Raw genomic sequence first — 26,552 nt, 5'->3', positions numbered from 1 at the left:
GACATGCAGCCATTGCTACCGGGGGATCCTCAGCAGATAGGCGCCTACACGCTTCTCGGACGCCTGGGCGACGGCCCTCGCGGAACCGCCTACCTGGCCGAACACACCGATCCCGCACGCGCGAACGCCGCCGAACCGCCCGAAACCGCCGCCGAGCCGTCCGTCCAGGTGAGCGCCGAGCCGTCCGCCGAGGGGGAGGCGGCGCGGTTCGTCGTCAAGCTGCTCCCCCGGTGGCCCGAGGCCGACGACCAGGCGCGCTCGCGGGTCCTGGACGATCTCTCCGCCGCGCAGCGGGTCTCCAGCGCGTACGCGGTGCGCGCGATCGACGCCGGATGGGTGGACGACCGCGCCTACGTCGTCCGCGAGTACGTCGAGGGCCGTTCGCTGCGCGAGACCGTCGAGGCCGACGGGCCCCTGACCGGCGACGCCCTGGAGCGGATCGCCGTCGGCACGCTGACCGCGCTCACCGCCGTCCACCTCGCCGGCATCGCGCACCGGGGCCTCACCCCGGACAACGTCTTCCTCGGCCCCGACGGGCCACGCGTCGCCGACTTCGGGCTCGGCGAGACCGACTACCGCTCCCCCGAGCAGGTCCGCGGCGAGCCCGCGGGCCCGGCCGCCGACGTGTTCGCCTGGGCGCGCACCATGGCGTGCGCCGCGACCGGCGCCGAGCCGTTCGCGGACGGGCCGCAGGCCATCGCCACCGCCCGGCCCGACCTCGGCGCCCTTCCCGCGCCGCTGCGCGACGTCGTCGGCGCGTGCCTGGCCAAGACGCCCGCCCAGCGGCCCACGGCGCAGGGCGCGATGCTGTGGCTGCTCGGCGAAGAGAAGGCCGTGCCGCCGGCCCGCGCGATCCCCGCCGCCCCCGTACCCGGCGCCGTCCTCCCGCCCGCCGCGGGCTCCGCTCCCGGGATGGTCATCTCCGGCGAGCTCGTGTCCGGCCCGGACCCTTCCGGGGACACCGTGAAGGTCACCCCCGGTGGGCCGGGCGTCGTCGTCCCCGGCCCCGCCGTGTCCGGCCCGGTCATCTCCGCCGGCCCGGGGTCCGAGCCCGGCCCCGTCCAGTCCGGCCCCGTCCAGTCCGGCGCTGCGGAGCCCGGGTCCGCGGTGGCCCCGCGCACGAACGGCCAGGAGCCGGTGTGGGAGGTCCCGGCGCAGGCGCCGCCCGCGCAGCAGGTGTGGAGCGCCCCCGCGCTGCCCTCCGAAGAGGGCCCTCAGATCCCCGCGCGGCCGTCCGCGAACGGCGAGGACGGGGCTTCCGCCGCCTCTCCGCGCAAGAAGGCCGGCGCGCACTTCCCCGTCGGGCTGGCCGCGGGCGTCGGCATCGTGGTCGGGCTCGCCGGGCTCGGCCTGTGGGGCGCCGGGAAGTACTCCGCATCCCCGCAGCAGATCGGACGCGTCGCCGCGGAGGGCCAGGCGACCACCGCGGCCGATTCGTCCGGCTCGCAGGCCCAGGGCTCGGACGTCGGCGCAACCACCGCGCCGCGCCCGCAGGTCACGGTGCCGTGGGCGACCTCGCCCGCCCCGCAGGACCAGGGCGTCTACCCGATGCAGATCACGACGGCCTCCCCGTCGATCGGCATCCCGACCCTGTCCCCCGGGCCGCAGTTCACCCCGCCGCCGATTCCCACCCAGAGCGGCTCCCCGGCGCAGTCGCCGTCGCCGCAGTCCACGGTGACCGTCACGGCGACGCCGACGCCCAGCCCGTCCGAGCCGACGCCGAGCCCCTCCGGGCCGTCCGAGACGCCCGACCCCTCCGAGACGCCGACACCGTCGCCGACCGGGTCACCGACAGGGTCGCCCACCGGGTCACCGACGGGGTCCCCCACCGGATCTCCCACGGGGTCGCCGAGCATCCCGTTCGTGCCGCCCACGACGACGGCGACGCCCAGCCCGACGCACTCGCCGACGGCGCCGCCGCGCCCGACCGCGTCCGGCCCTGTCTCGCCGCGGCCGACGGTCACGAGGACCGTCACCCCGCGTCCGACCGTCACCCGGCCCGGCCCGACCGTCACCAAGACCGTCGTGCCGCTCCCGTACGTGACCACCTCCACCGCGCCGCGTCCCACCGGCGGGGTGGTCGACCCGCGCACCTCGCAGCCGACCCGCACGCAGGCGCCGGCGTCCAACCTGTACACGCCGCAGCAGGTCTGCGACTCGGCGGGCAAGGGCGTCGGGTACGCCGTCCAGCGGTCCGTCTCCTTCCCCGGCGGTGTGGCCTACCAGCTCTTCAGCAACCAGTCGGGCCTGACCTGCGCGGTGACGATCAAGACCGACCGCGTCGGCGTGGCGTCCCCGGTGTCGGTGACGCTGGAGGTGCAGGGCGGCGGCTCGCAGACCGGCGGCGGGTCCGAGAAGTACTACGCGGGCCCGGTGATCATGCTGACGAAGGGCAAGTGCGTCCGCCTGGGCGGCGCCTCGGGCAGCGGATCCACCCAGTCCCCCTTCGGCACCTGCAAGTGAGCGTGCCGCGTACCACCGATAGGCCGAGAGCGAAGCGAGGGACGGGCCTCGGATGACGACGAGCGGCGGACGACCGGTACGCCGGCCCGGGCCGCCGCCGCTTCGGCGACCACGACCTTCGTCACGAGGGGCCTCCGGCGACCTAGAGTGGTCATCGTGCGGGACTGGGAGCCGGCGGGGCCGTTCGAGGTGGAGCTCGCCGCCGCGTTCGCCGAGGGCGACCTGGCCCGCTGCCTGATCCTGCTGCGCCGCGCCGACCTCGCGCTGCCGATCGGCCCGGACGCCGCGGCGGGCCGCGCGCCCGTGGCCTGGCCGACCGCCTCCGACGCCGAGCGCACGTGGATCGTCGCCTACACCTCGGCCGAGGCGATGCGCGCCCGCGTCGGCGGTCTCACCGGGCACCACAGGATCGTCTCGCTGGCCGAGATGGCCGCCGGCTGGCCCGACCTACGCTGGGGCCTGGCCGTCAACCCTGGCCTTCCGGTGAACTTCTTCCTGGAGCCGGGCACGGTCGCGCGGCTGGCGGTGCCGTCCCTGGCCGACGACCGCGCCGCCGACCCGGGCGCGGGGACGCCGGTGGTCCAGAAGCTGCTGACCCCCGCGGACCTGTACGCCTACCTGGCCGAGGGCCGTACGCGGGTCTCCGGGTACTGCCACCACGCCCTGGACGTCGCGCACATCGCCACCCCGGTCGTCCTCGCCGACGCGCTCGCGCGCTCGCGGGACGAGGGCGTCGTGACGGACGAGGGGTCGGTGCACATCCTGCGGTGGCACGCGGTCGGGACGGCCCTCTACCGCACCCCGTACGGCGGCACGGACGAGGAGACGCGGGCGGCCGTGGCGGGGTGGGTGATCGAGGAGCCACCGTTCGCCGGGATGGGATTGGTACCGAACGTCGACCAGGTGATCCGCGAGTACAAGATCGACGGGGTGGGGCTGCCGCACGGGGCCGAGATCTGGGAGCTGACCGCCGCAGGCGTCGAGCACCGTCGCGCGCTGTACGACGGCGACCTGGAGCGGTGGATGCTCGTCCATGCGGCGGACCCGGCCGGGCACGACCTCGGCGACCCCGCCCGGCAGGACCTCGGCGACCCCGCCCGGCAGGACCTGGGCGACCCCGGCGGGCACGGGTCCGGCGGGCGCGTCGGCGGGGCGCGATGAGGTGGCATTCGTACCGGGCGCGGTGGCGCGGGTCGGAGTACGAGGCGAGCCCGGACGCCCGGACGGGGCGACTGTGGATCCGGCTGCGGCGCGCGGCGCCGGCGGAGGGGTTCGAGGAGGTCGCGCCGGGCCTCCACGTCCGGCCGGTCCCGGCGGAGGAGTGCGAGGCCGTCGTGTTCGTGACGACGGTGGGGACGTGGCGTGGCGTCCCGTGCCAGGTGCACGACGCGCGTGATGGGCACCTTCGTGGCGAGCCGGGCGACGGGCACGACGACGGACACGACGGGCGTCCTGGCGGGCACGGCGGTGAGTTGCTCGTCGAGTACACCGGGGGGTTGGCGCCGGTGGCGCGGGCGCTGGGGCTGCGGCGGACCGAGCGCGGGGTCTACCAGGGCTGGGTGCCTCGGGACGAAGTGCTCGGCCTACGTGAGCACGTCACCCCACTCGACGTGTAACAAGTAACGCCATATAGCCATATATCCGGCAAATCACTTATAACGCTATTCGGTGTTCATCATCCTTGCCGGATGATGTTCGCAAATGTCACAATGCCCCACAGCGACTGTTTCCCGGAAGTTAGTCCACGCTTACTGCGCCGTTAAGCGCTGTATCGGCCGGGACAGGTGCTCGGGGAGGTGTGAATGGAGCCCGCGGACGGGGTGGACGACGCGGTCAGTGCCGAGATGCGCGCCTACGCCGACGAACTGCGCGCCTCGTTCCTGCGGCTTCAGGAGGAGGCGCCCGCGCTGCACGAGAAGGCCCGGGCCGTCCAGGTCACCGAGAAGTCGGACGACGGGCTGATCTCGGCCACCGTCGGCGCCCGCGGCGACCTCGTCCGGCTCGACATCGACCCGCGCGTCTACCGGCGGCCCGACTCGCGTCGGCTGGCCGACTCCATCACCGAGACCGTCCACCGGGCCGCCGCCAAGGCGCGGGCCCGGGTGGTCGAGGTGTTCGAGCCACTGATCCCCGCCGACCAGATGCGGGCGCACCTCGACGGAGACCTCCAGCGCGCCCTGGACGACATGGCCGCGCGGATGCTCGGGAAGAAGTGAAATGGCCGACAACCTTCAGACCTCCCAGTACGCGGGCCAGGGTCCGCACGTGGACATCCACGCCCAGACGGCGCACCTCGGGCTGACCCAGTGGGACACCGCGGCGACCGACGTCACGAGCCTCTGGAAGTCCGGCACCGAACGGCTTCAGCGGCTGGTCGAGGCGGCCCCGTGGGGCGGGGACACCGCCGGGACCTCGTTCCTGCAGGCGTACACCAAGGACGGCGGCACCGACGCCATGATCCGGGACGGGGACCGGATCATGAAGGACATCGACACCCTGGGGACGAACGTCCGCACGGCCGTCACGACCACCCGGCACACCGACCAGAGCCAGGCGGACGCCACCCGGAGCATCTGACGGCCGGCGCCGCGAAGACCGCCCCGGCCCGCCGGCACCCGGACGCGGAGATCGAACGCACCACAGCCGGACCACCCGGGCGCAGGCCCGGGCGGGCGGCGACGAGCGGAACGGGGGGACGTGGCCAGCGGTACGAACGTCGACCCCACGGTCAACGTCAACCCCAACACCCCGCCGGGCCAGAGCGGGATCGTCGGCGGCGGAACCTCCACCAGCGACGTCACCCCCGCCTGGGGCGAGAGCCTGCCCGGATGGGTCGACCTGCTGATCTCACTGATCGTCTCCGGGCAGAGCTGGCCCGAGGCGAGCGAGACCCTGCTGTGGGAACTGGCCAAGGAGCACCAGGCGCTCGGGGCCGGGCTGTACGGGGCGTCGGAGCCGGGCGTCAACGCGGCGCGGACCGTACTGGCCGGGTGGGACGTGCCCGCGACCCCGCTCTACCTGGACCAGGCCGCGCGGCTCTTCACCCACGACACCGGGGTTCCCGGGCTCGGGATCAAGAACCTCACCAAGGCCATGCAGGCCGACAACTTCGCCCGCGAGACCCAGTACTCCAAGATCTCCATCAACGTGGCGTTCTGGGTGGCCGTCACGGCCGCGTTCATCGCGCTGGTCAGCGCGTTCTTCACCGCGGGCGCCACCACGTCCGCGGTCGGGCCCATCGCCGCGTCCGCCCGCGCGGCCATCGCCCGCATCCTGCAGCGGCTGGCCGCCGTCGCCGGGCGCGACTTCGGCACGGCGGTGACGACCCGGCTGGCGAGCGCCACCGCCGCCAGGGCCGGCCTCGCGCGTACCGTGCTCGCGAGCCACCTGGGGCGGGAGCTGATCGAGGAGATCGGCGAAGAGGTCTTCATCGACGCCTACACCCAGAAAGAGCAGATGGACCGCGGCTCGCGGACGAGCTGGGACTGGAGCAAGACCTCGGCCTCGGCCGTCGGCGCGGGCGGCGGCGCGATCATCGGGACCAAGATCGCAGGGCCGCTGAACCGGTACAGCGACCGGATCCCGCTGCTGCGCACGCTGAATGCGGCCGGTGGGGACGCCCCCGGGGTGGCCGCCGCCTTCGCCCGCTTTCCCGGACGGGCGGTACAGACCGGGCTGAACAACATGGCCGCCTCGCCTGGGGGCAGCATCCTCGCCAACGGCCTGGTGTACGGGCAGTTCTCCCTGCCGGACGGGGAGTCGCTGCTCGGCGCGGCGATGGGCGGCGCGGGGCGGACGAACACGATCAGCCCGTTCAACCCCTCGGTCCCCGCCGCCGTCCTCAACCCCGGCGCGGCCCTTCACGACGCCACCACCGCGAGCGCCCTGACCGACCTCTCCCGCCTCGCCAACACAACGACCACCCCACCGGGCACCCACACGGCCTCCACCCCACCCGGCACCGACCCGGGTGAGGCCCCAGGACCCCGCAACCCCGCCGGCCTTGGCGTCTCGCCGCCCGCACCCCCCACCGCCACCACTCCACCTCACGCCTTCACCCCTCAGACGGGAGTACCGCAGGCCACAGCCGGCACCGTCCCCCAACACGGCACAAACCCCCAGACGGGAGCGCCCCAAGGCGCGGCAAGCCCCACCACCCAGCACGCCACGAACACCCAGACGGGAATGCCGCACGGCACAGCAGGCACCGTCCCGCAGCACGGCACGAGCACGCAGACGGGAGCACCCCAGGGCGCGGCAGGCTCCACCACCGGCACTGATGCCCATACGACCCAGCCCGCGCCGCACAGCACCTCCCAGGCCGCACCCCCGAGCGCACCTCTGGCGACGGCATCGCCGAACGGCACGCCGCAGGCCGTGCCGCCGGGCACATCCCAGCCGACCGCGCCACCGCCGCACGGCCCGTCACATCACTCGGCCGCGCCACCCACTCCGCCATCCACGAACGCCGTACCGTACCAGGGCACCCCCCAGGCAACGGCGGACCCCGGCCTGCCCGCCGGCACGTCTCCGTCCCACCTTCCGATCGCTCCACAGGCACCGAACACCTCGCAGCCACCGACCACGTCCCAGTCCCCGGCCCCCGCTACCTCGCAGGCGCCGTCCCTGTTCACGGCTCCAGTCGGCTCGCAGGCGCCCCAAAGCGTCCAGGCACCGGGACCTGTCCCGCAGCAGACCACCGCACACCAGACCACACACCAGAACGGCCACGCACAGGCCGTACCTCCATCGCCGGGACCGGTGCCCGGTTCCATCGTCGCGGCGCTCAACGGCGACCCAGCCCCCGACGCGGCCACTCGCTCCCCTGACGGAGCCCCGCCCGCCCCCACATCCCACGCGAACGGCTCACCCCACCCCGGACCCGTTGCGAACGCCGCATCTCGGTCCGGGCACCGGGGGGCCGGCTCTTCTGGGCGGCGGCCGAATGTCGGGAGGCGGCACGCGCGGGCGGGGACGGTGACGGCCGAGGAGCTCGCGGACTCCGATTTCCGGCCGGACGCGCGCCCGGCAGGGATGCCGAAACTGGATGTGCGCGAGGTCCCCGCCGCCATCGCCGACCTGCGGCCCGGCGACTTCGCGCACGGCACGGCCGTACGGCGGCTCGGCGCGCTGCCGGACGGCTCCCGCTACTGGGTGGAGACGACGAGCCGCCGGGTGTACCACTTCTCCGTCGAGGTGGGCCGGGTGCCGCGGCCGCTCGGCGCGCTGAGCGGCCCGCGCCGGGTCGCCCGCACGAAGGTGAGAAGCGGGGACGCGGACGACCCGATGAAGGTGCGCATCGCCCCCGGCGTCCACCCCGACCAGCTCGCCCGCGTGCTCCTGCATGAGACCAGCGACGCGCTGCGACGACGCGCGGCGATCGACGCCGGTAGCGCCCAGGGGATCATCCGCGGCCACCTGCCGGGCGCAGGCGGACACGTACCAAGCACGGACGGGCACGCAGCAGGCACAGGCGGGCACGTACCAAGCACGGGCGGGCAGCAGCCGACCCCCGGCGGACCCGTGCCGACCGCAGGCGCCCAGCAGCCCGTACCGGGTGGTCGGCGTGCCGAGGGCCGGGACGAATGCGTGACATCGCGCCGGAATGAGATCGCCCACCTCGTCCGCAAATGGAATGCGGCGCGCACCCCCGAGGGGCGGCGCTACTACCGGCGCGAGGCCGAGGCGACCGCGCGGGACATCGAGCGGCGCGGCCACATGCCGCCGTCCCTGCCCTGGCCGGCCGCAGCGCCCGCCTCCTCCGAACTCGCCCGGGCGCGCGAGCTCACCAGGACGATGGCGGACGCCGCGGACGCGCTGACGGTCCGTTCGGCCGCGAAGCTGGAAGCGGCGATCAAGGCCGCGGACGCGGCCGACAAGGCGAACAAGGCCGCAGAAAAGGCACAGAAGGCCAAGGACCTGTCCGCGCCCGAACGCCTGCGCAGGGCCCTCGCCGACGCCGACGTCGCGGCGGACGACGAGAGCAGGAACCTGCGGGTGGCCGAGGCCTACCAGAACGCGGCGGAGGCGGCCCGCCAGGCGCGGCTCGCCTACGAGGACGTCGCGCTCGCCCTGGAGGCGATGGAGGCCGCCCGGGATCCCCGCGAGATCGCCCGGCTGCGCCAAGAGGCCGAGCCGTACACGGACCTGGCGACGACGGCGCGGACGGCGTACGACGCGGCGCTGGAGGCCGCGCTGCCGTCCGTGACCGCGCCGGCGGCCGGGCATCCGTTCGGTACTCTGCCGCACGTGGCGGCGCTGGCCCGCACGCTCAACGACATGATGCGGCGGGCCGGGGTCGACCACGAGTTCACCGCCTCCGCGCTGGAGAGCCGCCTGTTCGCGGAGTTCGCCCAGGTGGCCTCCGCGGACGGCCACACCCTGCGCGTGGGCCGCGACCGCCTCGGCGAGGTGCGCGTCAAGCTTCACCTGAGCGAGCTGCTGGAGATCCTGGACCTGGGCGCGCGTCCGAGCGAGTTCATCCGCGGATGGCTCCCGCAGGGCGGCGCGTCGTTCGCGCACAGGGCGGGCCACCGCCTCGGGCAGACCTACGAGCCGAACTACATGCGCCTGATCAAGATGGCCGTGGCCATGCTGCCGGACACCGCGGCCGGGACGGCGATCAAGGTGGCCGCGGCCCACGCCGTGGCCGGGGTGGGTCACAGGTTCGGACGCGAGGAGTCGACGAGCGCCTCGTCGTACCAGCGCGCGCTCGGGGGCGGCGTGGACGACAACCGCGGCGAGTCGCCGGTGTTCGAGGCGGCGGTGGAATGGGAGGCCGAGGTCCGCACGGCGAAGGGCACTCGGGCCGAGCGGGTGACCGGCGCGGCGGACGATCCGGCGCGGCTGCGGCTGGCGCTGTCGCACTCCTACGCGGTGCCCGGCCCGGAGGACGTCGTCCGGCTACCCCCCTCGGTGGCGCCGCGCCCAGGGCTCCCCCGGCACGTCGTCCTCACCATGGACGGCGTGAACGATCTGGTGGAGCGGACCGCCGACGCCCTCGGGGGCCGCGCGCCGGTCGGGAGCGTGGCGCGCGACGAGATCCGCCAGATACTGACCCAGGTGTTCCCCGCCCGGCTCGGGGAGGCGACGGCCCTCGGCGGGCTGCCGTGGCGGGTCGTGACCGACGGGACGAAGCCCGTGGCCGAGGTGCAGGTCGTCGCCCGGCTCAAGGCGCGGCCAGGCGCGAACGGCACGCCCGAGCCGGCCGTGACCCCGTTCGGCGTCGCCAGCGGGACGCACTTCCAGGAGCTGCTGCGCATCGAGTCGAACGGGGTGTCGGTCACCCAGGCGTCCGGGCGCTCGCACGGCACGACCGCGACCGTCGGCGCCAAGGCCCTGCCCACCGAGGACCTGCCCGTCCTGGACGACGAACTGACCCCGAAGATCACCCACAGCTACGGGCGGTCCCGGTCGCACTCGGAGACGTCCTCGGCGACCACGGCGACCTACAACGTGAGCGTGCAGCGGGCCAAGTACGGCGAGCCGTACGCCGCGGAGTTCGAGGTGGAGGTCCGGGTCCGCCCGGTCACGCTGGGACGCGCGGGCGCGCCGGCCGTCGTCCCCGGCGAGGTGACCGCCCTGCTCAGGACGCCGGTGTGGCACGCGTACCGGTCCGGGTGGCCGGTGGACGCGCGGGCGGTCGTCCACGGGCCGTCCGGCGCGCCGGAGCTGAACGACGACGGCTCGCACGTGCTGCGCGACCAGGTCGTCCCCGGCCCTCCGCCCGGACGGCTGCCGCGACCGCCGGTGTGGGCGGGCGAGGGCCCCGGGCGGCTGCGGGGAGCCGGGCCCGCGCTGGTCCAGGACATGCGCGGCGTCCCCGAGCTGAAGCGGGCGCTGGAGAAGCGGCTACGCGAGATGGAGGACGACCACCTGCCGCCGCTGAACGCCGCCGGCGACCCGGTGTGGTCGCTCGACCCCGTGAAGCACGCCGCCCAGGAGCTCAACAAGAGGATCATCGACGAGCAGCTCACCGCCGAGCGCCTGGAGTCCGGGTACAACACCGCCGTGCAGAACGGCGTCGTGCTACCGCTCGTGCACGCCGGGCTCAACCGGTCGGTCGAGTACCTCACGCTGCTGGTGCAACTGGACCAGCGCCTGGACCGCATGGACTTCAGCGGCGTCGCGCCGATGGACGCGGTGGTGAACCTCCAGATCGGCTCCGACACCGCCGGGACGACCAGCGGCGAGACGGCCTCCCGGGCCCGGGACGTGGTCAGGGTGTCGGTGGACGCGGACGTCCACGGGCAGGGCGAGATGGTGACCGGCGGCGGCGCCGGGGTGAACACCGGCCGCGACGCCGCCGCCACGGGCAAGGCCGGGAACACCACCAACAACGTCAAACTCGGCGAGGGGGCGAACGCGCCCGCCGCCGAGGACGTCCCGCACACCGCCCAGGTCTTCGTGATCCACCCGGACGGCCGTCTGGATCCGTTCGTCGAGGACGTCCAGGTGTGGGCGCGTCTGGGCTGGCCGGTGGACCTGCTGCCCCCGGCGGACCCCGCGCTGGGCATGGCGTACGATCCGGCGGCGGCGCACCCGACGTCCCTGGAGGAGGTGCGCCGGGGCGGCCTCCTGCACCTGGACACCGGGCCGATGCTGCGCGCCGTGCTGCCGCGCCTGCCGTACTCGATGCGGCCGGGCACCGACGCGTTCCTCCACGTGGCGGCCCTGCTCAGCACCGAGAACCTGCTCGCGCACAGCGAACTGCTGTTCTCCGAGTACGGCGTCCAGCTTCCGGTGCACCCGCAGGGGCAGGGGGCGCTGCACTCGCCCGTGACGATCCGCGCCGTCGTCGGACCCTCGACGCTCGTCGGCCGGGCGGAGCTGGTCACCGGCGACATCCTGTTCGGGATGGGCAGCTACGGCACGGCGACCGGCGCGACCCGCGGCTTCGGCGCCGGGGCGTCGGCCGGGGCCGGGACGCACCAGGCGAGCGCACCGAAGGCGTCCGTCACCCCGGGCGTCGCCGGGTCCAGGTCCGTGAACCGCTCGAACACCAAGATGTCGATCTGGGGCGTCGAGACGCTGGCCATCGACCTCGGCATCGACCTGGCGCACGCCGCGCCCGTCCGCTTCGAGATCAACTTCCAGGAGGCGGGCGAGCCGATCCGGGTGGAGGTCGACGGCGCGATCCTCTACCGGCAGGCCGAGCGGCGCGCCCTCAAGCTGTACGCCGACGGCGCGCGGCCGCTGCCGCTGACGGCCGTGGCCGACGCGGTCGAGCGGTTCCTGGGCGGCGACCTGACGCTCGACCGGCGCACCGCGATCCCGCTGGTCCGCCGCTACCTCGCCGACCTGCACCAGGCGCAGCGGTCCGGCGGCGTCCCCGAACTGTCCAAGGATCACACCCGCCGGCGTCTGCTGCACGCGCTCGGCCCGCTGCTCGGCGACCCGGCCGTGGCCGCGAACACCGGCTCGGGGTCGCGCCACCGGCTGGCCAAGGCGCTGAGCGGCGCACGGAGCCTGGCGAACCTGGAGCCGGAGGTGTCCCTGCCCGACCACTACCTCCGGGGCCAGGGCCAGACCGCGTTCGAGCACGTCGCGCTCACCATGAACGGCGAGCGGGTGGAGCTGCTGGACGAGATGCTGCGCTCCGCCGAGGAACGGACGCCGGGGATCATGAGCCGCGATCCGGTGCTGCGCTCCAGCCTGTCGGCGATCTTCGGCCTGGACCGCTGGCTGGCCAACGCCCCCAACCTGTACGGGCCGCAGGGGCTCGTGCTCTCCTTCCCCGTGCGCGTCGGCCCGGAGCTCACCCAGCGGCTCACCGTACGGATGAGGTGGGACTTCACCGGACCTCCCCGGTGGGCCGGACACACGCCGTACAAGGACGTGATCACCCAGATCTACGACTACGAGCAGGAGGAATGGTCGGCCTCCCCCAGCGGGACGGGCGCCGTCTCCCTCGGGGGCGAGGCCACGGGCGGGCCGGACCTCGGGGCGCTCAACGGCGGCATCGGGACCGACCGCGCCCAGGAGCACGGGGTGTCGGCGAGCGACCAGCGGACCGATCTGTCCCGCATGGCGACCTTCTCCGGCGGGCACACGGTCCGTATGCCGTTCCGGCTGACCGTCGACATGGAGTGGTCCGACGCGTTCGACAGCGTGGCCGAGAAGGCGGTGAACCACCTGCCCGGCCTGGTTCCCGCCGGGCGCGCCCCCACGCTGGTGTTCGAGGGCGAGGCCGAGCGGCTCGTGTCGACCGGAATGGTCGGGCCCGCGGGCATGGCCCCGGCGACGCTCACCGTGCCCGACCCCGGGGCGCTCACCCTGCCCGCCGACTACGTGGTGGAGGTCCTGGACACCGGCGACCTGCTGGACCGCGTACGGACGGCGCTCGCCGGCGACGGCCTGCTGGGAGAGAACGGGATGCGCGCCCGGGACGTCGCCCTTGAGCAGCAGTTCGCGCCCATGAGCCTGATGTCCAAGTTCAAGCGCCTCGCGACCGCCACCGGGGACGAGGCCGCGCGGCTCACCGTACCCGGACATCCTGGGCGGGAGGTGCGTGTCCGCCTGCGGGCCCGGCCGACGCAGGCCACCGTCATCGTGTCCGGACGGGAGGGCGTCGAGTTCGGCGTGGCCAAGCGGCACCAGGACATGCGGTCGAGGTCCAACGGTGTCGGCCGCCCGCTGCCGGTGGGCTGGGACGTCGGGCCGGACGTCAACGCCGCCGGGGACGGGGCCGTCGGCACCGACTACGCCTACGGCGTGCAGGCCGCGGACACGATGAGCACGAGCGACGGCGTCCGTATGGAGGAGACCAGGATGTTCGTCGGCGACGGCGCCACAGTGACGACGCGCGTGAACTGGGACGCCGTGATCGAGCTGGTCACCCATGACGCCGGCGGCGGCGAGCGCGTGGGCAAGGTCGTCACGATCACCCAGGCGGCGGTGGGCACGGCCGACCTCAGCATGCCGCAACGCGACATCTCCGCCATGCTCGCGACCACGCCCGACGCGGCGGGAACGCCCGGCACATCGGGCACGCAGGGCGGCACGCCGGGCACAACCGGCACGCCCGGCGCCCCGTGGCCGACGACCCACGACGTCGGCCGCCACACCCCCATGCCGGGGCCCGGCGTCACCTACCAGAGCGGCGCGGGCGGCCCATGAGCCCGCGGGCACGACGGGTGCGAGGGAGCGGCCCGGACGGATGAGCGCCGGCGCGCGCGGCGGACGGTTCGGCGGAAGATCGGCGGCAGAGGAGCGTCATGGCATTCTCGGTGGCGAGGACCAGGGACGAGGCGCACCTGTTCCTGGACCTGAACCCCTGCGAGGACTGCGGCTCGGTCGACACGGCGTGGGAGTCCACGCTGGCCGAGTTCGGCGGCGAGCCGGTCGCCGGCTACGCCGGGGTGTGCGAGGGCTGCGGCGCGCGGCGCGAGTTCCTGTTCGGCGTCCCCGAACGCGACACCGCGCCGATCACGTTCCCCTCCTTCGGCGGCCCCGAGCCGTCACAGTTGCTGGACGCCGGCGAATGGCTGTGGGTCGCCGACCTGACCGCGGGCGACGTCCCCGAGGACGACCCCGCCGCGGCCCGGCGCGCCCTCGCCATCGCGATGGCGGCGGTGGAGGAAGTGGTGAAGTTCATCCCGCCAGGCGAGTCCGAGGTCCCCGAGCACGCCTTCTGGTCCGAACGAGGATTCGTGCTACGCGCCACCGACCCTGGCCGCTTCCAGCTCGACCGCCTACTCGTGATCCGCGACACCTACCGCGACCTCCTCGCGGCGCGCTGATCTTCACGGCATGTCAACGGGCTCAGGCGATGCGCGGAACGGCCACCGTACGGTGGGTCGTCCGGTGAACGTGCGCGGACGGCGCACTAGGGTGAAACGTGCCCGGGCAGGTCGGGTACTCAGGACACGCCTTGGCACGGCGCGAACGCTGACCGTCGTGTCACTGGAGGAGGAGGTCGGGCGCCGATGCTCCGCGCGCGAACGCTTGTGGAGGCGTACCTCTACATCGACCTCACGCTGGCCGCGGGTGACGGCGACGGCGGGGACGACGGGTTCGGCGAGCCCGGGCTGTCCGCCCGCCCGTGGACGACGCTGACCGAGGGCGCCGACGCCTGGACGCTGCGGTTCGACGGGCCCGCGACCGGCCCGCGCCACCTCATCGACGTTGTCGTCCCCTACCGGACGGAGGCGGAGGCACGCCGCGACCGCCTGCGCTTCGGGCCGGGGCCGTCCGAGCTGGTCGACGCGGGCCAGTGGCGGCTGGTCGCCGACGAGTACGCCCAGCGGGCCCTCGCCGCCGACCTGTCCTTCGCCGACACTCCCGAGGACGACGAGCGCTACCACGAGGTGGTCCTGAACTGGGAGTTCGCCCGCGACGCCCTCGCCGAGGCGGCGAAGTTCCTGCCGGCCGGCGCGGACGCGGCGGACACAGTGCCGGAGACGGCGTTCTGGACCGGCATGGGCACGGCCGTCCGCGAGGAGGATCCCGGACGTTTCACCCGTTCCCGGCTGGAGGACGACATCGCCTTCTACGGGGAGAACCTCCAGCACTTCACAGACATGTACGGCGACCGCTGACGCGCCTCCTGATCGGTTCGACTGGGCGGCCGGGAGCGGTTCCGATGCGCGGGCCGACGAGGTTCCGGCACCCGTAGACACACCCCTCGACTTGCCGGGACGCCACCCTCGCGCCGGATATGGTCGAAAGAGGCCGCGACGGTCGAATGAACCGCGCGGCGATCGAAGCGGCCACGGCGTGCGGACGTGGCCGGACGCGTGACGGCGCCGCACAGCGCCTCGGACACGCCTCCAGCAGGCCGGGCGAAACGGGCACGCTTTCGGCGATACAACAGCAATCAGGGGGGCGGCCGTGACGAGCACCGAAGTTCCCATCCTGCACGCGCGAACGCTAGCCGAGGCGTACCTGTACATCAGCCTCGTCATCGCCGCCGACGACCTGAACCCCCCGAACGACACCGAAAGCCCTCCACAGGAACCGCCTCCCAACACCGAAAAGCTCTTGACCACCGAGAAGGTCGCGGATGTGGGCGAGGGGGTCCAGGAACTCGACGCGTTCAGGGACGCCGACCCGGGCGCGCGGAGCCGGGTGATCGACTACGAGCGGTGCACGACCCTGACCGAGGGACGGACGGCCTGGACATTGCTGTTCGACGGCCCCTGCACCGGCCCTCGGCATCGGATCATCATCGTGATCCCCTACGAGACCGAGTTCGCCGCCCGCCACGGCGAAGCACGCTTCGGTCCAGGTCGCTCAGAGATCATCGACCCGGGCCAGTGGCAGCTCGCGGGCGCGGGCTACGCCCACCGCGCCCTGCGCGAGGCCGCCCTGTACGCCCAGAACCCCACTGGCCATGCCCGCTACCAGGAAGTCCTAGCCAACTGGTCCTACGCCGTAGACGCCGTCGCCGAGGCGGCCAAGTTCCTCCCCGACGACGCGGACGAGATCCCCGAAGACGCCTTCTGGACCGAAGAGGGCGCCACGACCCGCCACGACGAACCCGAACGCTTCACCCGCGAAGGCCTCCAAAGCGACCTGACCCTCTACCAACACCACCTGACCCACTTCCAAAACCTCCACCCACCACCCCGATGACCCGTGTCACGGCTGGAGACGTGATCCTCCCGGCGGCGCGGGCCGGATCACGGCTCGGTTCGGGCACGGTGCCGGGTTCGTCCTTTCCAGATCTCCGCCGCGGCGGCGACGCGATCCTGCCCGTGTCCAGCCGGGAGCCGGCCAGGGGGTCAGTAGCCGACATAGCCGGTGCCTCTTTTGCTGCCTACGACGCCGGGGACGTTGGAGACCGAGCCGTAGCGTTCGATGGCGTAGCGGACGCCCGCGATGATGTTGTCGACCGGGTCGTAGATGTTCTTGTGGCCGGGGAGCGACCAGCGGGAGAACGTCCCGTCGATGGTCTGCATCAGGCCCTTGGAGGGGTGGCCCGCGGCGGCGTTGGAGTCCCAGTTGTTGATCGCGTGCGGGTTGCCGCCCGACTCGTGCTGGATGATCATCCAGATGTCGTTCGGATTCATCTTCTCGACCGGGTACCCGTGGGCCTTGAGGATCTCGATGGCCTGCCCGATCCACTCCGCCACCTGGCCCTTGGGCGCGGGGCCGCCGCCCGGAGGCGGAGGGCCGCTCGGCCCGTACCCGCCGAACCCTCCCCCGCCGCCACCGGACGACCCTCCGTCGCCGTTGTAGAGCGTGGGGTCGATCTCCTTGGCCGGCACCGGGATCCACTGCGTGGTGTGCCCCGGTCCGGGGACGAACGCCTGGTCTCCGGCGGGCGGAATCGAGGCGAACGTAGGTGACACGCCCTTGAGCTCCGCGTCGATCTCCCCGAGCGCCGTGGACAGCGCCGTCTCGGCGGTCGTGACGTACCCCTGGGCGAGGGTGACCGCCCGTCCGACCTGCTCGGTTATGCCAGGTTTGAGCTGTTCCTCGGTGGCGTGCGGGTTGCGCTTGCGGTAGTCGGCCACCCAGGCGAGCAGTTCGTCGCAGACGCCGATGACATTGCTCCTGGCCGTCTCGACCGCGCCCGCGGCGGTGTCCAGGGAGTTGGCGCAGGCGCCGACCGCGTCGTGCAGCGCGTCCCCCGCGCGCCCGTACCGCCGCATGTACGCGACGAATGCGTCGGCCGAGGCGCCCCTCCAGGCGGCGTCGACCCGGGTGATGGACGCGCCCAGCGTCTCGAACGGCTCGACGCAGTCGCCCGCGGCGGTACGCCACCGGGTGGCGATCCCGCGGATGGCCCCCGGGTCTCCCTTCGTCTTGTCCGCCAGCGTGACGAGCTCCTGCCCGCCCGGCAACGCCCCGACGGCGCCCATGTCGGTCACTCGTGACTCCCCGTCCGCACGTCGCCTCTGGCGGTCATGCATCCGTGCCCGTCTTCGCAAGCCCCGGCGCGGCGGCGCTCACACCGGCTCTACGGCCGGAAGTCCCGCGCCCGTGTCGTGCTCGGCCGTGCGGATGTTGTCCTCGATGGTGTCGAGAGCCCGTTCCACCCCGTCGAACCGGCTCTTGACCGTGCCGAGCTCCTGGTCGGCGTGGTCCTCGACCCGCCCGATCGCACCCGCGAGGGCCTCGGCGCCGCCCAGCTTCCCGAACAGGGACGCGGCGGCCCGGTCCTTGGCGGGGAACCCGTCCCCGACGGTGGCCAGCAGGCCCGCCTGCGTATGCACCGCACTGCGCAGCTTTGCCAGCGCCTCGCGGTTCATGTCGATACCTGTCACCGGGGGCGACTCCCTCCGAACGTCACCGGCCGATCACCTGCTCACCGGCGGGCGGGACCCCGTGACCGGCTCCTCCGGAGCCCTCCGACCGGAACCACAAAAGCGATCATATCCACCCAGGTCTCCCCCATCGTACGAACGACCCAGGACAGGTGACGCACCGCCGCTTACCGGCTGACGAGGCATTCCAGAAGCAATCACCTCTTATGACGCTTACAGCCTCTCCGCACTACCTCCTAGCCTAGAGACCCGGTTCAGCCTCCTTCAGTGCGTGCGGAGGTAGCTCAACGCAGATCGCGATTGGCAACCGTCAGGGCGATGACAGGAAGGGGCGACACCATCAACCAGATGAGGTGGACGCTGTCCCAGTGCGGGTTGTTCGGCATCGGCCACGGGGACATGTTCGACAGGTCGTCCTGAAAGAAGAGCGTCACGACGAACAAGGCGAGCAATGCCGCTCCGCCCGCCAGCCCCGCGGAGCGTTCGGTCCGGTGACGTACGGCGAACGCGGTGCACGCGAGCCCCGTCGACACGCACACGGCCGCCTCGAGGACCAGCCCGGCCGTGGGCAGCGACGCGGTCGGCCCGAGCCGCGAGGAGGTGATCGCGTACACGCAGGTCCAGGCCACGGCCGAGGTGGCGATGGCCAGCGCTGTGCGGATCCACTGCCGCAGCCAACGAGGAATCGGTTCGGCAGCGGTGCTGTCCGTCATCGGATCCACCAGGAAGAAGCCTGCGGCCGATCCCAAGAGCAGAGCGGACATGCGCAGTACGACCAGGGCATCGGTGGCGTGCAGTCCCGCGGGAGAGCCTGAACGGATCAGCGCGGCGGCTGCGGCGGTCACCAGGATGGCGACGCCCACCGGTGTCCAGTCGATCGCCCGCGTCAGGGGACGCAGCAGGAGCACGGCGGTATGGGTCATGCGCACGGTTCCTCCCCCGCGGGCGGCCGACCCGAAGCGGGCTGCACGCTGAGACCGAGCAAGGGAATGACCTGGCTGACCGTGGACTTGGGGTTCGTGAGGACATCCCAATGCGCCCAGATGCGCCGTTCGGCGCCAGGGTCGGCGAGCAGGCGACGCGCGTAGCCCAACTCGGCGGGGCCGTAGTCCACCCACCCCATGTCGGATCGGGGGATCGATCCTATTTTTCGGTCCCCCTCCTGGTTGAAGGTGTCTATGGAAGAGGGGAGATGCTGTCGCTCCACATGTTCCGCGAGCCACAGCGCGACCACCGTGCGCGCCTGTCCGCGCGCGTCGCAGGTGGGCAGGTATCCGCCCGAGTCCATCTCGTCCCAGGGGAGTCCGGTAACGGCGGCGGCGACCTGTGCGGCGAGGATCCGCCGGGAGGCGGTCTCCCCTCCATTGCGGCCCCACGTCTGGTCGGGACGGACGGCCGGGCGCGCGAGCTTTTCGCGCGGGAACCGCCGCCAGTCGTAGACGCGCTGCCTGATCTCGGGAAGCGCGTGCCGGGCGGCGGGCGGCACCGCGGCCACGACTGGCTCCACCGCCTGCTGCCACAAGCCGATCCAGGGGACGTAGGGAGGAAACGCGCAGTATGTCACCTCGCCCCGACGCTCGCAGTGCTGGGTGCTCGCGGCTGCGAAAGCCTTGTGCTGTCCCTGGCCACCGAGCACCGTCGCGCCGAGGGCGAAAACGGTAGCGGCGGCGGCGATCGTGGCGGGACCCGGTCGCGGCCCGTGGCGGAGCAGGGCGACGGCCCCCACGAGGAACACCAGCGCCACGATGTAGACCAGGTGCCACCCGGAGGGGCGGGACAGCTCCACGGGAATGCCTGACACGAAGACAAGGGGAAGCAGCCAGGCGGCGAGCCCCAGCACCATGGCCGCACCCAACACGAAGAGGGCGATTCCTGGCGCGATCAAGGTGGGAAGCCAACGGCCGAGCGCGATTCCGATGACGGCCGACAGCGCCACCACCACGACGCCTGTGACCAGTGCGTAGGCGTCGAATCGGCCGGCGCCGACGGTGGTCCCCACGCGCAGGCTCGTGAGCTGTACCAGGATGGCAGCGGTGACGGGCACCATGGTGACCAGGGGGGTGATGAGGACGGCGGCCCGGGTGCGGGCCGGCGCCCGGACGGGCAATGCGGCGAGCGTCTCCGGCATCTGATTCCGCAGCTCGCGAGTGATGATCAAATTCGCAGCGATCAGGGTCGCGGCGCCGACGATGAGGCCAGAAGACGCCATGTCGATGGTGGCGATGGACCAGTAGGGTATCACCCTCCAACTCATGAAGACCCCCCAGGTCACCATGAGCGCGGCCGCGCCCCACAGCATAGGGCTGCGGAGCAGGCGACGCGCCTCGAAGAGGGCGAGGGCGTCATGCGGTAACCGTTCTCGCGTCCCCGCCGAGAAGCAGCAGGTAGCCATCCTCGATGGTGGGTTTGGCGGCCTGGGCGTTTGGAGGGCGCTCCCCCAGCGTGCGGTACCTGCCGTCCGCCGTGCGCCAGAACAGCCCCGACACAGGACGCTCGGCCGACTCCCACACCTGCCCCGTGGCCGTCCCGGCGAGCTCGGCGGGTGTTCCGTCGAAGGCCACCTGTCCCTGCTTGAACGTGATCACACGTTCGCAGAGCGCCGCCACGTCCTCGGTCTGATGGGTGGAAAGCAGCACGGTGCACTTCTCGCCCAGCCGGGAGATCAGCGCCCGGAACCGCATCCTTTGCTCGGGGTCGAGCCCGACCGTCGGTTCGTCGAGAATGAGCAGCTGTGGTCGGCCGAGCAGGGCCTGAGCGAAGGCGAGACGCTGCCGCATTCCTCCGGAGAGCTTGCGAACCTTGGTCGTGGCGCGGTCCGCCAGGTCGACCTCGGACAGGACGCGGCGCACCTCGTCGTGCCGCTTCCGGCGATCGGTCATCTCCTTGAGAATCGCGACGTAGTCGACCAGTTCGAACGCCGTGAAGTGCGGGAAGCCGCCCGGCTTCTGCGGAAGGTAGCCGAGCCGTCGGCGCAGTTCGGTGCGCTCGGCGTGCTTGGACGGATCGAGCCCGAGCCTATATGAGTTGGCTCCCGTATCACCGTTGGGATTGACCTGCCATCCGGGAACCATTTTTCTGCGGTCCGGTGTCGCGGCCGTTCAGCGTTGGGGGGTGGAGGGGGGCAGGTAGGCGGTTTGGATGAGGCGGGAGCCCGAGCGGCGGTCCACGTAGTAGGCGCGGCCGGGGGGCAGTGGGTGGGGGCGGACGCCGAACAGGACGCCCTCGTCGCGGTCGCCCGAGAGGACGACCGCGGGGCTGGCCATGTCCTTGAGCCGCTGCATCACCGGGTCGTACATCGCGCGCCCGGCGCCGCCCATCGCGCGGGACAGCACCAGGTGCAGACCGATGTCGCGGGCCTGGGGCAGCAGGTCGAGCAGGGGCGCCAGGGGGTTGGTGCCGGTGGCGACCAGGTCGTAGTCGTCCACGATGAAGTACAGGTCGGCGCCCTTCCACCAGTCGCGCGCGCGGAGCTGGTCGGGGGTGAGGTCGGGCGGCGGGAGCCGTTTGGTCAGCGCCTCGCGGGCCTCCATCACCATCTCGGCCGCGGCGGTGGAGGAGGCGGCGTACCCGATGCGGTGCTCGGTGTAGGCGGCGTCGAGCAGCGAGCGCCGGTAGTCGATGACGATGAGCCGCGCCTGCGCGGGCGCGTGCCGCGCGACGACGCCCTCGGCGACCAGGCGCAGCAGGTTGGACTTGCCGCTCTCGGTGTCGCCGAGCACGGTGAGGTGCGGGTCGGTCTCGAAGTCGGCCGCGACCGGGGACAGCGTGGCCTCGTCGATGCCGATGGGGACGCGCGCCCCCGTCTGGTCGGGGCCGGGCAGTGCGTCGGCGGGCAGGACGGCGGGCAGCAGCCGGACGCGCGGCGCGGGCGGCCCCTGCCACGCCTCGCGGACGCCGTCCACGAGCGCGCGGACGCCGACGCTGAGGTCGTCGGTCTGCCGGACGCCGTCGATGCGGGGCAGCGCGCCGAGGAAGTGGAACCCGTCGCGGGTCAGGCCGCGTCCGGGCACACCTTCGGGCACGGCGAGCGCGGTCTTGCGGTTGACCTCGGACTCATAGGCGTCGCCGAGGCGAAGCTCCAACCGGGAGCCGAACAGGTCGCGGATGCCGGGCCGGAACTCCGACCACTTGTTGGTGGCGGCGACGACGTGGACGCCGTAGCCGAGGCCGCGCGCGGCGAGGTCGGTGATGGTGGGTTCCAGCGACTCGAACTCCTGCCGGACGGTGAGCCAGCCGTCCACGACGAGGAAGACGTCGCCGAAGTCGTTGCCCGTGATGGCGCCCTCGGCGACCATGCGCCGGTAGGTGGCGAACGAGTCGACGCCGCGCTCGGCGAACTCGCGTTCGCGCCGTTGCAGGAGCGCGGTTACCTCGGCTACGGTGCGGCGGACGCGGTCGCCGTCGAGCCGGTTGGCGACCCCGCCGACGTGCGGGAGGCCTTCGAGGGAGGCGAGCGTGCCGCCGCCGAAGTCCAGGCAGTAGAACTGGACCTCGCGCGGGGTGTGGGTGAGCGTGAGCCCGGCGATCAGCGTGCGCAGCAGCGTGCTCTTGCCGCTCTGCGGCGCTCCGACGACGGCGAGGTGCCCGGCCGCGCCGGACAGGTCGACGCCGAGGGGGTCGCGCCGCTGTTCGAAGGGCCGGTCGACGATGCCGACGACGGCGCGCAGCTTGCCGCGCCCGGCCCAGCCGGTGGTGGACAGGCCGTGCTCGGGGGTGATGCTGAGCGGCGGCAGCAGGTGGCTGAGGGTGAGCGGCTCGGCGAGCGGCGGCAGCCAGATGCGGTGCGCGGGCGGGCCGTACCCTTGAAACTGGCGGACCATGATGTCGAGCAGGCTGTCCCGGCCGGCGACGGCGGGCTGCGGTTCGGGGTCGGTCTGCTGGACGGGCGGCGCGGGGACGGGGATGTAGGACGTCCCGTACGTGGCGATCTGCCGCCGGTCGGCGGGGGCGCGGCGCTCCTGGCGCGTCTCGGGGGCGAACGGGCCGGAGACGTAGGCGGCCTTGAACCGGGTCATGCCGCTGGTGTCGAACTTCAGGTAGCCGTTGCCGGGCGCGGAGGGCAGCTCGTAGGCGTCGGCGACGCCGAGCACGACGCGGCTCTCCATGGCCGAGAAGGTGCGCAGGCCGATCCGGTACGACAGGTGGGTGTCCAGGCCGCGCAGCCTGCCCTCCTCCAGCCGCTGCGAGGCGAGCAGCAGGTGGACGCCGAGCGAGCGCCCGAGACGGCCGATCATGACGAACAGGTCGATGAACTCGGGCTTGGCCGACAGCAGCTCGCTGAACTCGTCGAGCACGACGAACAGCGTGGGCATCGGCCGCAGGTCGGCGCCCTGTTCCCGCGCGCGCTCGTAGTCGCGCAGGGAGGCGTAGTTCCCGGCGGCGCGCAGCAGTTCCTGGCGGCGCACCATCTCGCCGTTGAGCGCGTCGTACATGCGGTCGACCAGCGGGAGCTCGTCCTCCAGGTTGGTGATGACCGCGGAGACGTGCGGCAGCGTGTCCAGGCCGAGGAACGTCGCGCCGCCCTTGAAGTCGACGAGCACGAAGTTCAGGATCTCGGACGAATGGGTGGCGGCGAGGCCGAGCACCAGCGTGCGCAGCAGCTCGCTCTTGCCGGAGCCGGTGGCGCCGATGATGAGCCCGTGCGGTCCCATGCCGCCCTGGGCGGACTCCTTGATGTCGAGTTCGACCACGCGGCCGTCGGCGCCGAGGCCGATGGGCACGCGCAGCCGGTTGCGCGGGGCCCGGGGGCGCCACAGCGCCGGGATCTCCAGGCGCATCGGGTCGGCGAGGCCGAGCAGGTCGGTGAGGGTCATGTTGCCGGCGAGGACGTCCTGGCCGTCGCCGCTCTTGGCGGGGGACGCGCGCAGCGGCGCGAGCTGGCGGGCCAGCCCGTCCGCCTGCATGTACGACAGCTTGTCGGGGCGGCCGAGCCCGGTGACGATCTCCTTGCCGGCGTGGTCGAGCTGGATCCGGGTGAACCGGTCGGGCAGGACCTCCAGCCGCAGCGTGACGCCCTCCTCGGTGGGGGACGTCGCGCCGGTGAGGTCGATGACGGTGACGCCCTGGATGGCGTCGGCGCCGAGCTGGGAGTCCTGCGGGACGTACCCGCCGTCCACGATGACCACGTGGTACGGCAGCGCCTCGGCGGAGGCGCCCTGCCGGAACCGGCCGCGGTCCTTCAGCTCGCCGCCGAGCAGCCGGTCGAGGTCGCGCAGGTCCTCGGCCATGAGCCGGACGGGCCCGGCCGCGTCGACCTCCTCGGGGTGCAGGGCGTGCGGCAGCCATTTGACCCATTCCCACTGGGCCATCCACTCCTTGCCCGCGCACACGGCGATCCGCATGTCCTCGGGCGAGTGGAACACGGCGAGCTGCCCGATCAGCGCCCGGACGAGGGCGCGGGCGGCGGCCGGGTCGCCGGTGGGCAGGATGCGGGCGAAGGAGTGCAGGGCGAGGGCGATCGGCAGGTCGTCCACGGTGGAGTGGGCGCGGACGAAGCGGCGCAGCGCCGCGGCGGACATGGCGTCGAGGTCCTCGACGGGCTTGGAGTCCGGCGGGATGAGCTGGACGGCGAGCCGCTGGGTGCCGGTCCCGGCGCGGACGGTGGCGAAGTCGCCGTCGCGCGGGCGCCGCTCCCACAGGCGCGGGCCCATGACGAACGACCACAGCGCGTCGGGGTCGGGGCCGTTCCAGTGGAGGGCCTCGCGCTGCCGGCGTGCGGCTCTACGCACCTTCTTGCGGGTCTGGGACAGGTAGCGGAAGTAGTCGCGGCGCGCGCCGTTGAGCCGCATCTTGCGCTCGCCGGAGGCCCGGCCGAGCTGGCTGAGGCTCATGCCGACCATGGACAGGGCGAACATGCCGCTGGCGACGTACATGATGGGGCTGCCGCCGGCACCGGCGGTGAACATCAGGCCCATGGCGGCGCCGCCGGCGACCATCGGCATGAACGTGAGGATCTGCCCAAACCCGCCGGATGTCGTCTCGGGGATCTCCGGCGGCGACTCCAGCAGGATCTCGCCTCGGGGCGGCACCGGAGGCGGCCGGCGCTCGGGCCGCCGGACGACGACTGTGCCCACGTCGCTCCCCCTGTTCAGCGAACTGTTCAGCGAACCCGTCCCCTGGGCTCGCCGCGCGCGTACAGTCCCCGTAGCCCGCGACGCCCCCGAAAACTCCGTATCGGGCTAACCGTAGCGAATCTGGATCAGTCGCCCAGCTCGGTCCGGAAGAAAGCTCGCGTCACCGCAGAAGATGAAATGTCGGGCTACTACTGGCTTGTCAGCCCGATACGGTATTTCTCGTGATGAAGGAGTCGGCGTGACGCTGAACCCGATGACCGGGCCGCCGATGCCGGGGGCAGGACCGGCGCCAGGACCCGGGCTGCCAGTGGCCAACCCGGTCAACGGAGGGGTCGGGGCGAACCCGATCAACGGGGGCGGCGGGCCGCGCGCGGCCGTCCTGCGCCCGCCCGGGTCGGCCGTGGCCATGAGCCGGGTCACCATCGTCACCCCCCGCAAGCGGGTCGACCTCGCGGTCCCCTCCGACCTCCCGCTCGCGCACATGCTGCCGAACCTGCTGGCCGCCGCGGGCGAGGGCGCCGACGAGGCCGCGTTCACCACGGCCGGGTGGGTGCTGCAGCGCGTCGGCGGCCGGCCGCTGGAGCTGGACGCCGGCCTGAGCACGCTCGGCGTCCGCGACGGCGAGGTGCTGTACCTGCTGCCCCGCCCCTCCGAGCTGCCCGAGGCCGTGTTCGACGACGTCGCCGACACCATCGCCACAGGCATCAAGGAGCGCTCCGGCCGCTGGCAGCCTAGGCATACCCGGGCCACCGGGCTCGGCGCGGCCGTGGCCTGCCTGGTCGCGGGCGCGCTCGCCCTCACCGTCGCGGGCCCGCCGTGGACGGTCGCCACGCTCGTCGCGGGCGCGCTCGCCCTGCTGCTCATCGGGGCGGGCGCCGCGCTCTCGCGGGCGCTCGGTGACGCCGGCGCCGGGGCCGTCGTCGGGTACACCGCGCTGCCGTACGCCTTCCTGGCCGGGATGTTCGCGACGGGCGGGAACGCGGGCCTGCTGTGGTTCGGCGCGCCGAGCCTGCTCGCCGGCCTCGCCCTGACCGCGCTCGCCGCGACCGTCGCCGGGTGGGTCGTCGCCGAGGGGCTGCCGGTCTTCTTCGGCGTCATGCCGGCCTCGCTGGCCGGGGCCGCGGGCGCCGCCGTGGTGATGGTGTGGCACCTGCCCGTCGCGGGCGTCGCGGCCCTGGTGGTCGCCGTCATGCTGGCCTGCACGCCGCTGATCCCCACCCTGTCGTTCCGCCTGGCCCGCCTGCCGCTGCCGTCCGCACCGAGGAACGCCGAGGAGCTGCGCGCCGACGACCAGGACCTCGACGGGCCCGACGTCAAGAGGCGGGCCGTGGAGGCCGAGCGGTTCGCCACCGGCCTCGCCTCGGGCGTCGCCATGGTCGGCGTCGCCACGGAGCTGCTCCTGCTGGGCGCCACGGGCTGGACCGGCAGGGCCATGCAGGTCGCGCTCGCGCTGGCGTTGCTGATGCGCGCCCGGGTCTTCCTCGGCGTCGGCCAGCGCCTGTGGCTGCTCGGGGCCGGGGTGGCCGGGCTGGTGCTCCTGCTGGTCTCGCTGTCCTTCGCCGGCCCGCTCGCGGCCCTGCTGGTCGTACCCGGACTGCTGGGCATCGCGGCGATCGGGGCGGGAATGGGGCTGTTCCTCCCCCAGCGCCGCCCGACGCCGTTCTGGGGCCGCGCGGGGGACATCGTCGAGTTCGTGCTGATCGCGGGCATGTTCCCGCTGGCGCTCGGCGTGCTGGACGTCTACAGCTGGGTCCGCGGCCTGGCCGGGTGACGGCACGGCCCCTGACGGCCGCGGACGCCGGGC

Annotated in this window: 16 protein-coding genes; 10 read left to right on the top strand and 6 right to left on the bottom strand. The window is 73.2% G+C overall.

All coding sequences use genetic code 11. The features are described from left to right. The first annotated feature begins 3 nt into the window (after nucleotides 1-3). The 9 genes from AB0M95_RS16990 (at nucleotide 4) to AB0M95_RS16950 (ending at nucleotide 16,038) form a co-directional block, all read left to right on the top strand. Nucleotides 4-2,463, top strand: a complete 2,460-nt coding sequence (locus AB0M95_RS16990) for a hypothetical protein (RefSeq protein WP_363764966.1) — start codon at nucleotides 4-6, stop codon at nucleotides 2,461-2,463. A gap of 156 nt (nucleotides 2,464-2,619) precedes the next feature. Next, nucleotides 2,620-3,624 (top strand): SseB family protein, encoded by a 1,005-nt coding sequence (locus AB0M95_RS16985; protein WP_363764963.1) that lies wholly within the window; start codon nucleotides 2,620-2,622, stop codon nucleotides 3,622-3,624. Further along, nucleotides 3,621-4,079, top strand: a complete 459-nt coding sequence (locus AB0M95_RS16980; RefSeq protein WP_363764960.1) for a hypothetical protein — start codon at nucleotides 3,621-3,623, stop codon at nucleotides 4,077-4,079. Before AB0M95_RS16985 ends, AB0M95_RS16980 begins: the two co-directional genes overlap by 4 nt. 186 nt (nucleotides 4,080-4,265) lie before the next feature. Then, complete coding sequence (locus AB0M95_RS16975; RefSeq protein ID WP_358517718.1) at nucleotides 4,266-4,679, top strand: YbaB/EbfC family nucleoid-associated protein; 414 nt, start codon at nucleotides 4,266-4,268, stop codon at nucleotides 4,677-4,679. A 1-nt stretch (nucleotide 4,680) separates the two neighbouring features. Beyond that, a complete protein-coding gene (locus AB0M95_RS16970; protein ID WP_363764957.1) occupies nucleotides 4,681-5,040 on the top strand; it encodes a hypothetical protein in 360 nt (119 codons plus the stop codon). 120 nt (nucleotides 5,041-5,160) lie between these two features. Further along, nucleotides 5,161-13,581, top strand: a complete 8,421-nt coding sequence (locus tag AB0M95_RS16965) for a hypothetical protein (RefSeq protein ID WP_363764954.1) — start codon at nucleotides 5,161-5,163, stop codon at nucleotides 13,579-13,581. A gap of 98 nt (nucleotides 13,582-13,679) precedes the next feature. After that, on the top strand, nucleotides 13,680-14,204 hold the full coding sequence (locus AB0M95_RS16960) for a hypothetical protein (protein ID WP_363764952.1): 525 nt from the start codon (nucleotides 13,680-13,682) through the stop codon (nucleotides 14,202-14,204). A 186-nt stretch (nucleotides 14,205-14,390) separates the two neighbouring features. Continuing rightward, on the top strand, nucleotides 14,391-15,002 hold the full coding sequence (locus AB0M95_RS16955) for a hypothetical protein (protein WP_363764949.1): 612 nt from the start codon (nucleotides 14,391-14,393) through the stop codon (nucleotides 15,000-15,002). Nucleotides 15,003-15,294: 292 nt separating this feature from the next. After that, entirely contained in the window at nucleotides 15,295-16,038 is a 744-nt protein-coding gene (locus tag AB0M95_RS16950) for a hypothetical protein (RefSeq protein ID WP_363764946.1), read from the top strand. A gap of 149 nt (nucleotides 16,039-16,187) precedes the next feature. On the opposite strand, the gene AB0M95_RS16945 is transcribed toward AB0M95_RS16950, so the two are convergent. From AB0M95_RS16945 to eccCa, 6 genes are all read right to left on the bottom strand, one after another. Then, nucleotides 16,188-17,270 (bottom strand): transglycosylase SLT domain-containing protein, encoded by a 1,083-nt coding sequence (locus AB0M95_RS16945; RefSeq protein ID WP_363765183.1) that lies wholly within the window; start codon nucleotides 17,268-17,270, stop codon nucleotides 16,188-16,190. Between the two features lie 87 nt (nucleotides 17,271-17,357). Next, the gene (locus AB0M95_RS16940) at nucleotides 17,358-17,675 is read right to left on the bottom strand and encodes a hypothetical protein (RefSeq protein WP_363764943.1); all 318 of its coding nucleotides are present in this window, start codon (nucleotides 17,673-17,675) and stop codon (nucleotides 17,358-17,360) included. Nucleotides 17,676-17,959: 284 nt separating this feature from the next. Further along, nucleotides 17,960-18,583, bottom strand: a complete 624-nt coding sequence (locus AB0M95_RS16935; protein ID WP_363764940.1) for a hypothetical protein — start codon at nucleotides 18,581-18,583, stop codon at nucleotides 17,960-17,962. Nucleotides 18,584-18,594: 11 nt separating this feature from the next. Beyond that, nucleotides 18,595-19,917, bottom strand: coding sequence for a hypothetical protein (locus AB0M95_RS16930; RefSeq protein WP_363764938.1), 1,323 nt, complete (start codon nucleotides 19,915-19,917; stop codon nucleotides 18,595-18,597). Between the two features lie 100 nt (nucleotides 19,918-20,017). Next, the gene (locus AB0M95_RS16925) at nucleotides 20,018-20,746 is read right to left on the bottom strand and encodes an ATP-binding cassette domain-containing protein (RefSeq protein ID WP_363764935.1); all 729 of its coding nucleotides are present in this window, start codon (nucleotides 20,744-20,746) and stop codon (nucleotides 20,018-20,020) included. A gap of 27 nt (nucleotides 20,747-20,773) precedes the next feature. Then, complete coding sequence (eccCa, locus tag AB0M95_RS16920; protein WP_363764932.1) at nucleotides 20,774-24,748, bottom strand: type VII secretion protein EccCa; 3,975 nt, start codon at nucleotides 24,746-24,748, stop codon at nucleotides 20,774-20,776. A 238-nt stretch (nucleotides 24,749-24,986) separates the two neighbouring features. Between eccCa and eccD the strand changes: the two genes are divergently transcribed. Continuing rightward, entirely contained in the window at nucleotides 24,987-26,519 is a 1,533-nt protein-coding gene (eccD, locus tag AB0M95_RS16915) for a type VII secretion integral membrane protein EccD (protein ID WP_363764930.1), read from the top strand. The last annotated feature ends 33 nt before the right edge of the window (nucleotides 26,520-26,552 follow it).

Source organism: Sphaerisporangium sp. NPDC051017, from assembly GCF_040683095.1.
Classification (GTDB): domain Bacteria; phylum Actinomycetota; class Actinomycetes; order Streptosporangiales; family Streptosporangiaceae; genus Sphaerisporangium.
This window is presented reverse-complemented; position numbering and strand designations above follow the sequence as displayed.

Bases quoted from the DNA above. Each gene is read 5' to 3' on its own strand.
- AB0M95_RS16970 (WP_363764957.1), top strand. From the start codon at position 4,681: ATGGCCGACAACCTTCAGACCTCCCAGTACGCGGGCCAGGGTCCGCAC.
- AB0M95_RS16960 (WP_363764952.1), top strand. From the start codon at position 13,680: ATGGCATTCTCGGTGGCGAGGACCAGGGACGAGGCGCACCTGTTCCTG.
- AB0M95_RS16975 (WP_358517718.1), top strand. From the start codon at position 4,266: ATGGAGCCCGCGGACGGGGTGGACGACGCGGTCAGTGCCGAGATGCGC.
- AB0M95_RS16945 (WP_363765183.1), bottom strand. From the start codon at position 17,270: ATGGGCGCCGTCGGGGCGTTGCCGGGCGGGCAGGAGCTCGTCACGCTG.
- AB0M95_RS16955 (WP_363764949.1), top strand. From the start codon at position 14,391: ATGCTCCGCGCGCGAACGCTTGTGGAGGCGTACCTCTACATCGACCTC.
- AB0M95_RS16990 (WP_363764966.1), top strand. From the start codon at position 4: ATGCAGCCATTGCTACCGGGGGATCCTCAGCAGATAGGCGCCTACACG.
- AB0M95_RS16980 (WP_363764960.1), top strand. From the start codon at position 3,621: ATGAGGTGGCATTCGTACCGGGCGCGGTGGCGCGGGTCGGAGTACGAG.
- AB0M95_RS16925 (WP_363764935.1), bottom strand. From the start codon at position 20,746: ATGGTTCCCGGATGGCAGGTCAATCCCAACGGTGATACGGGAGCCAAC.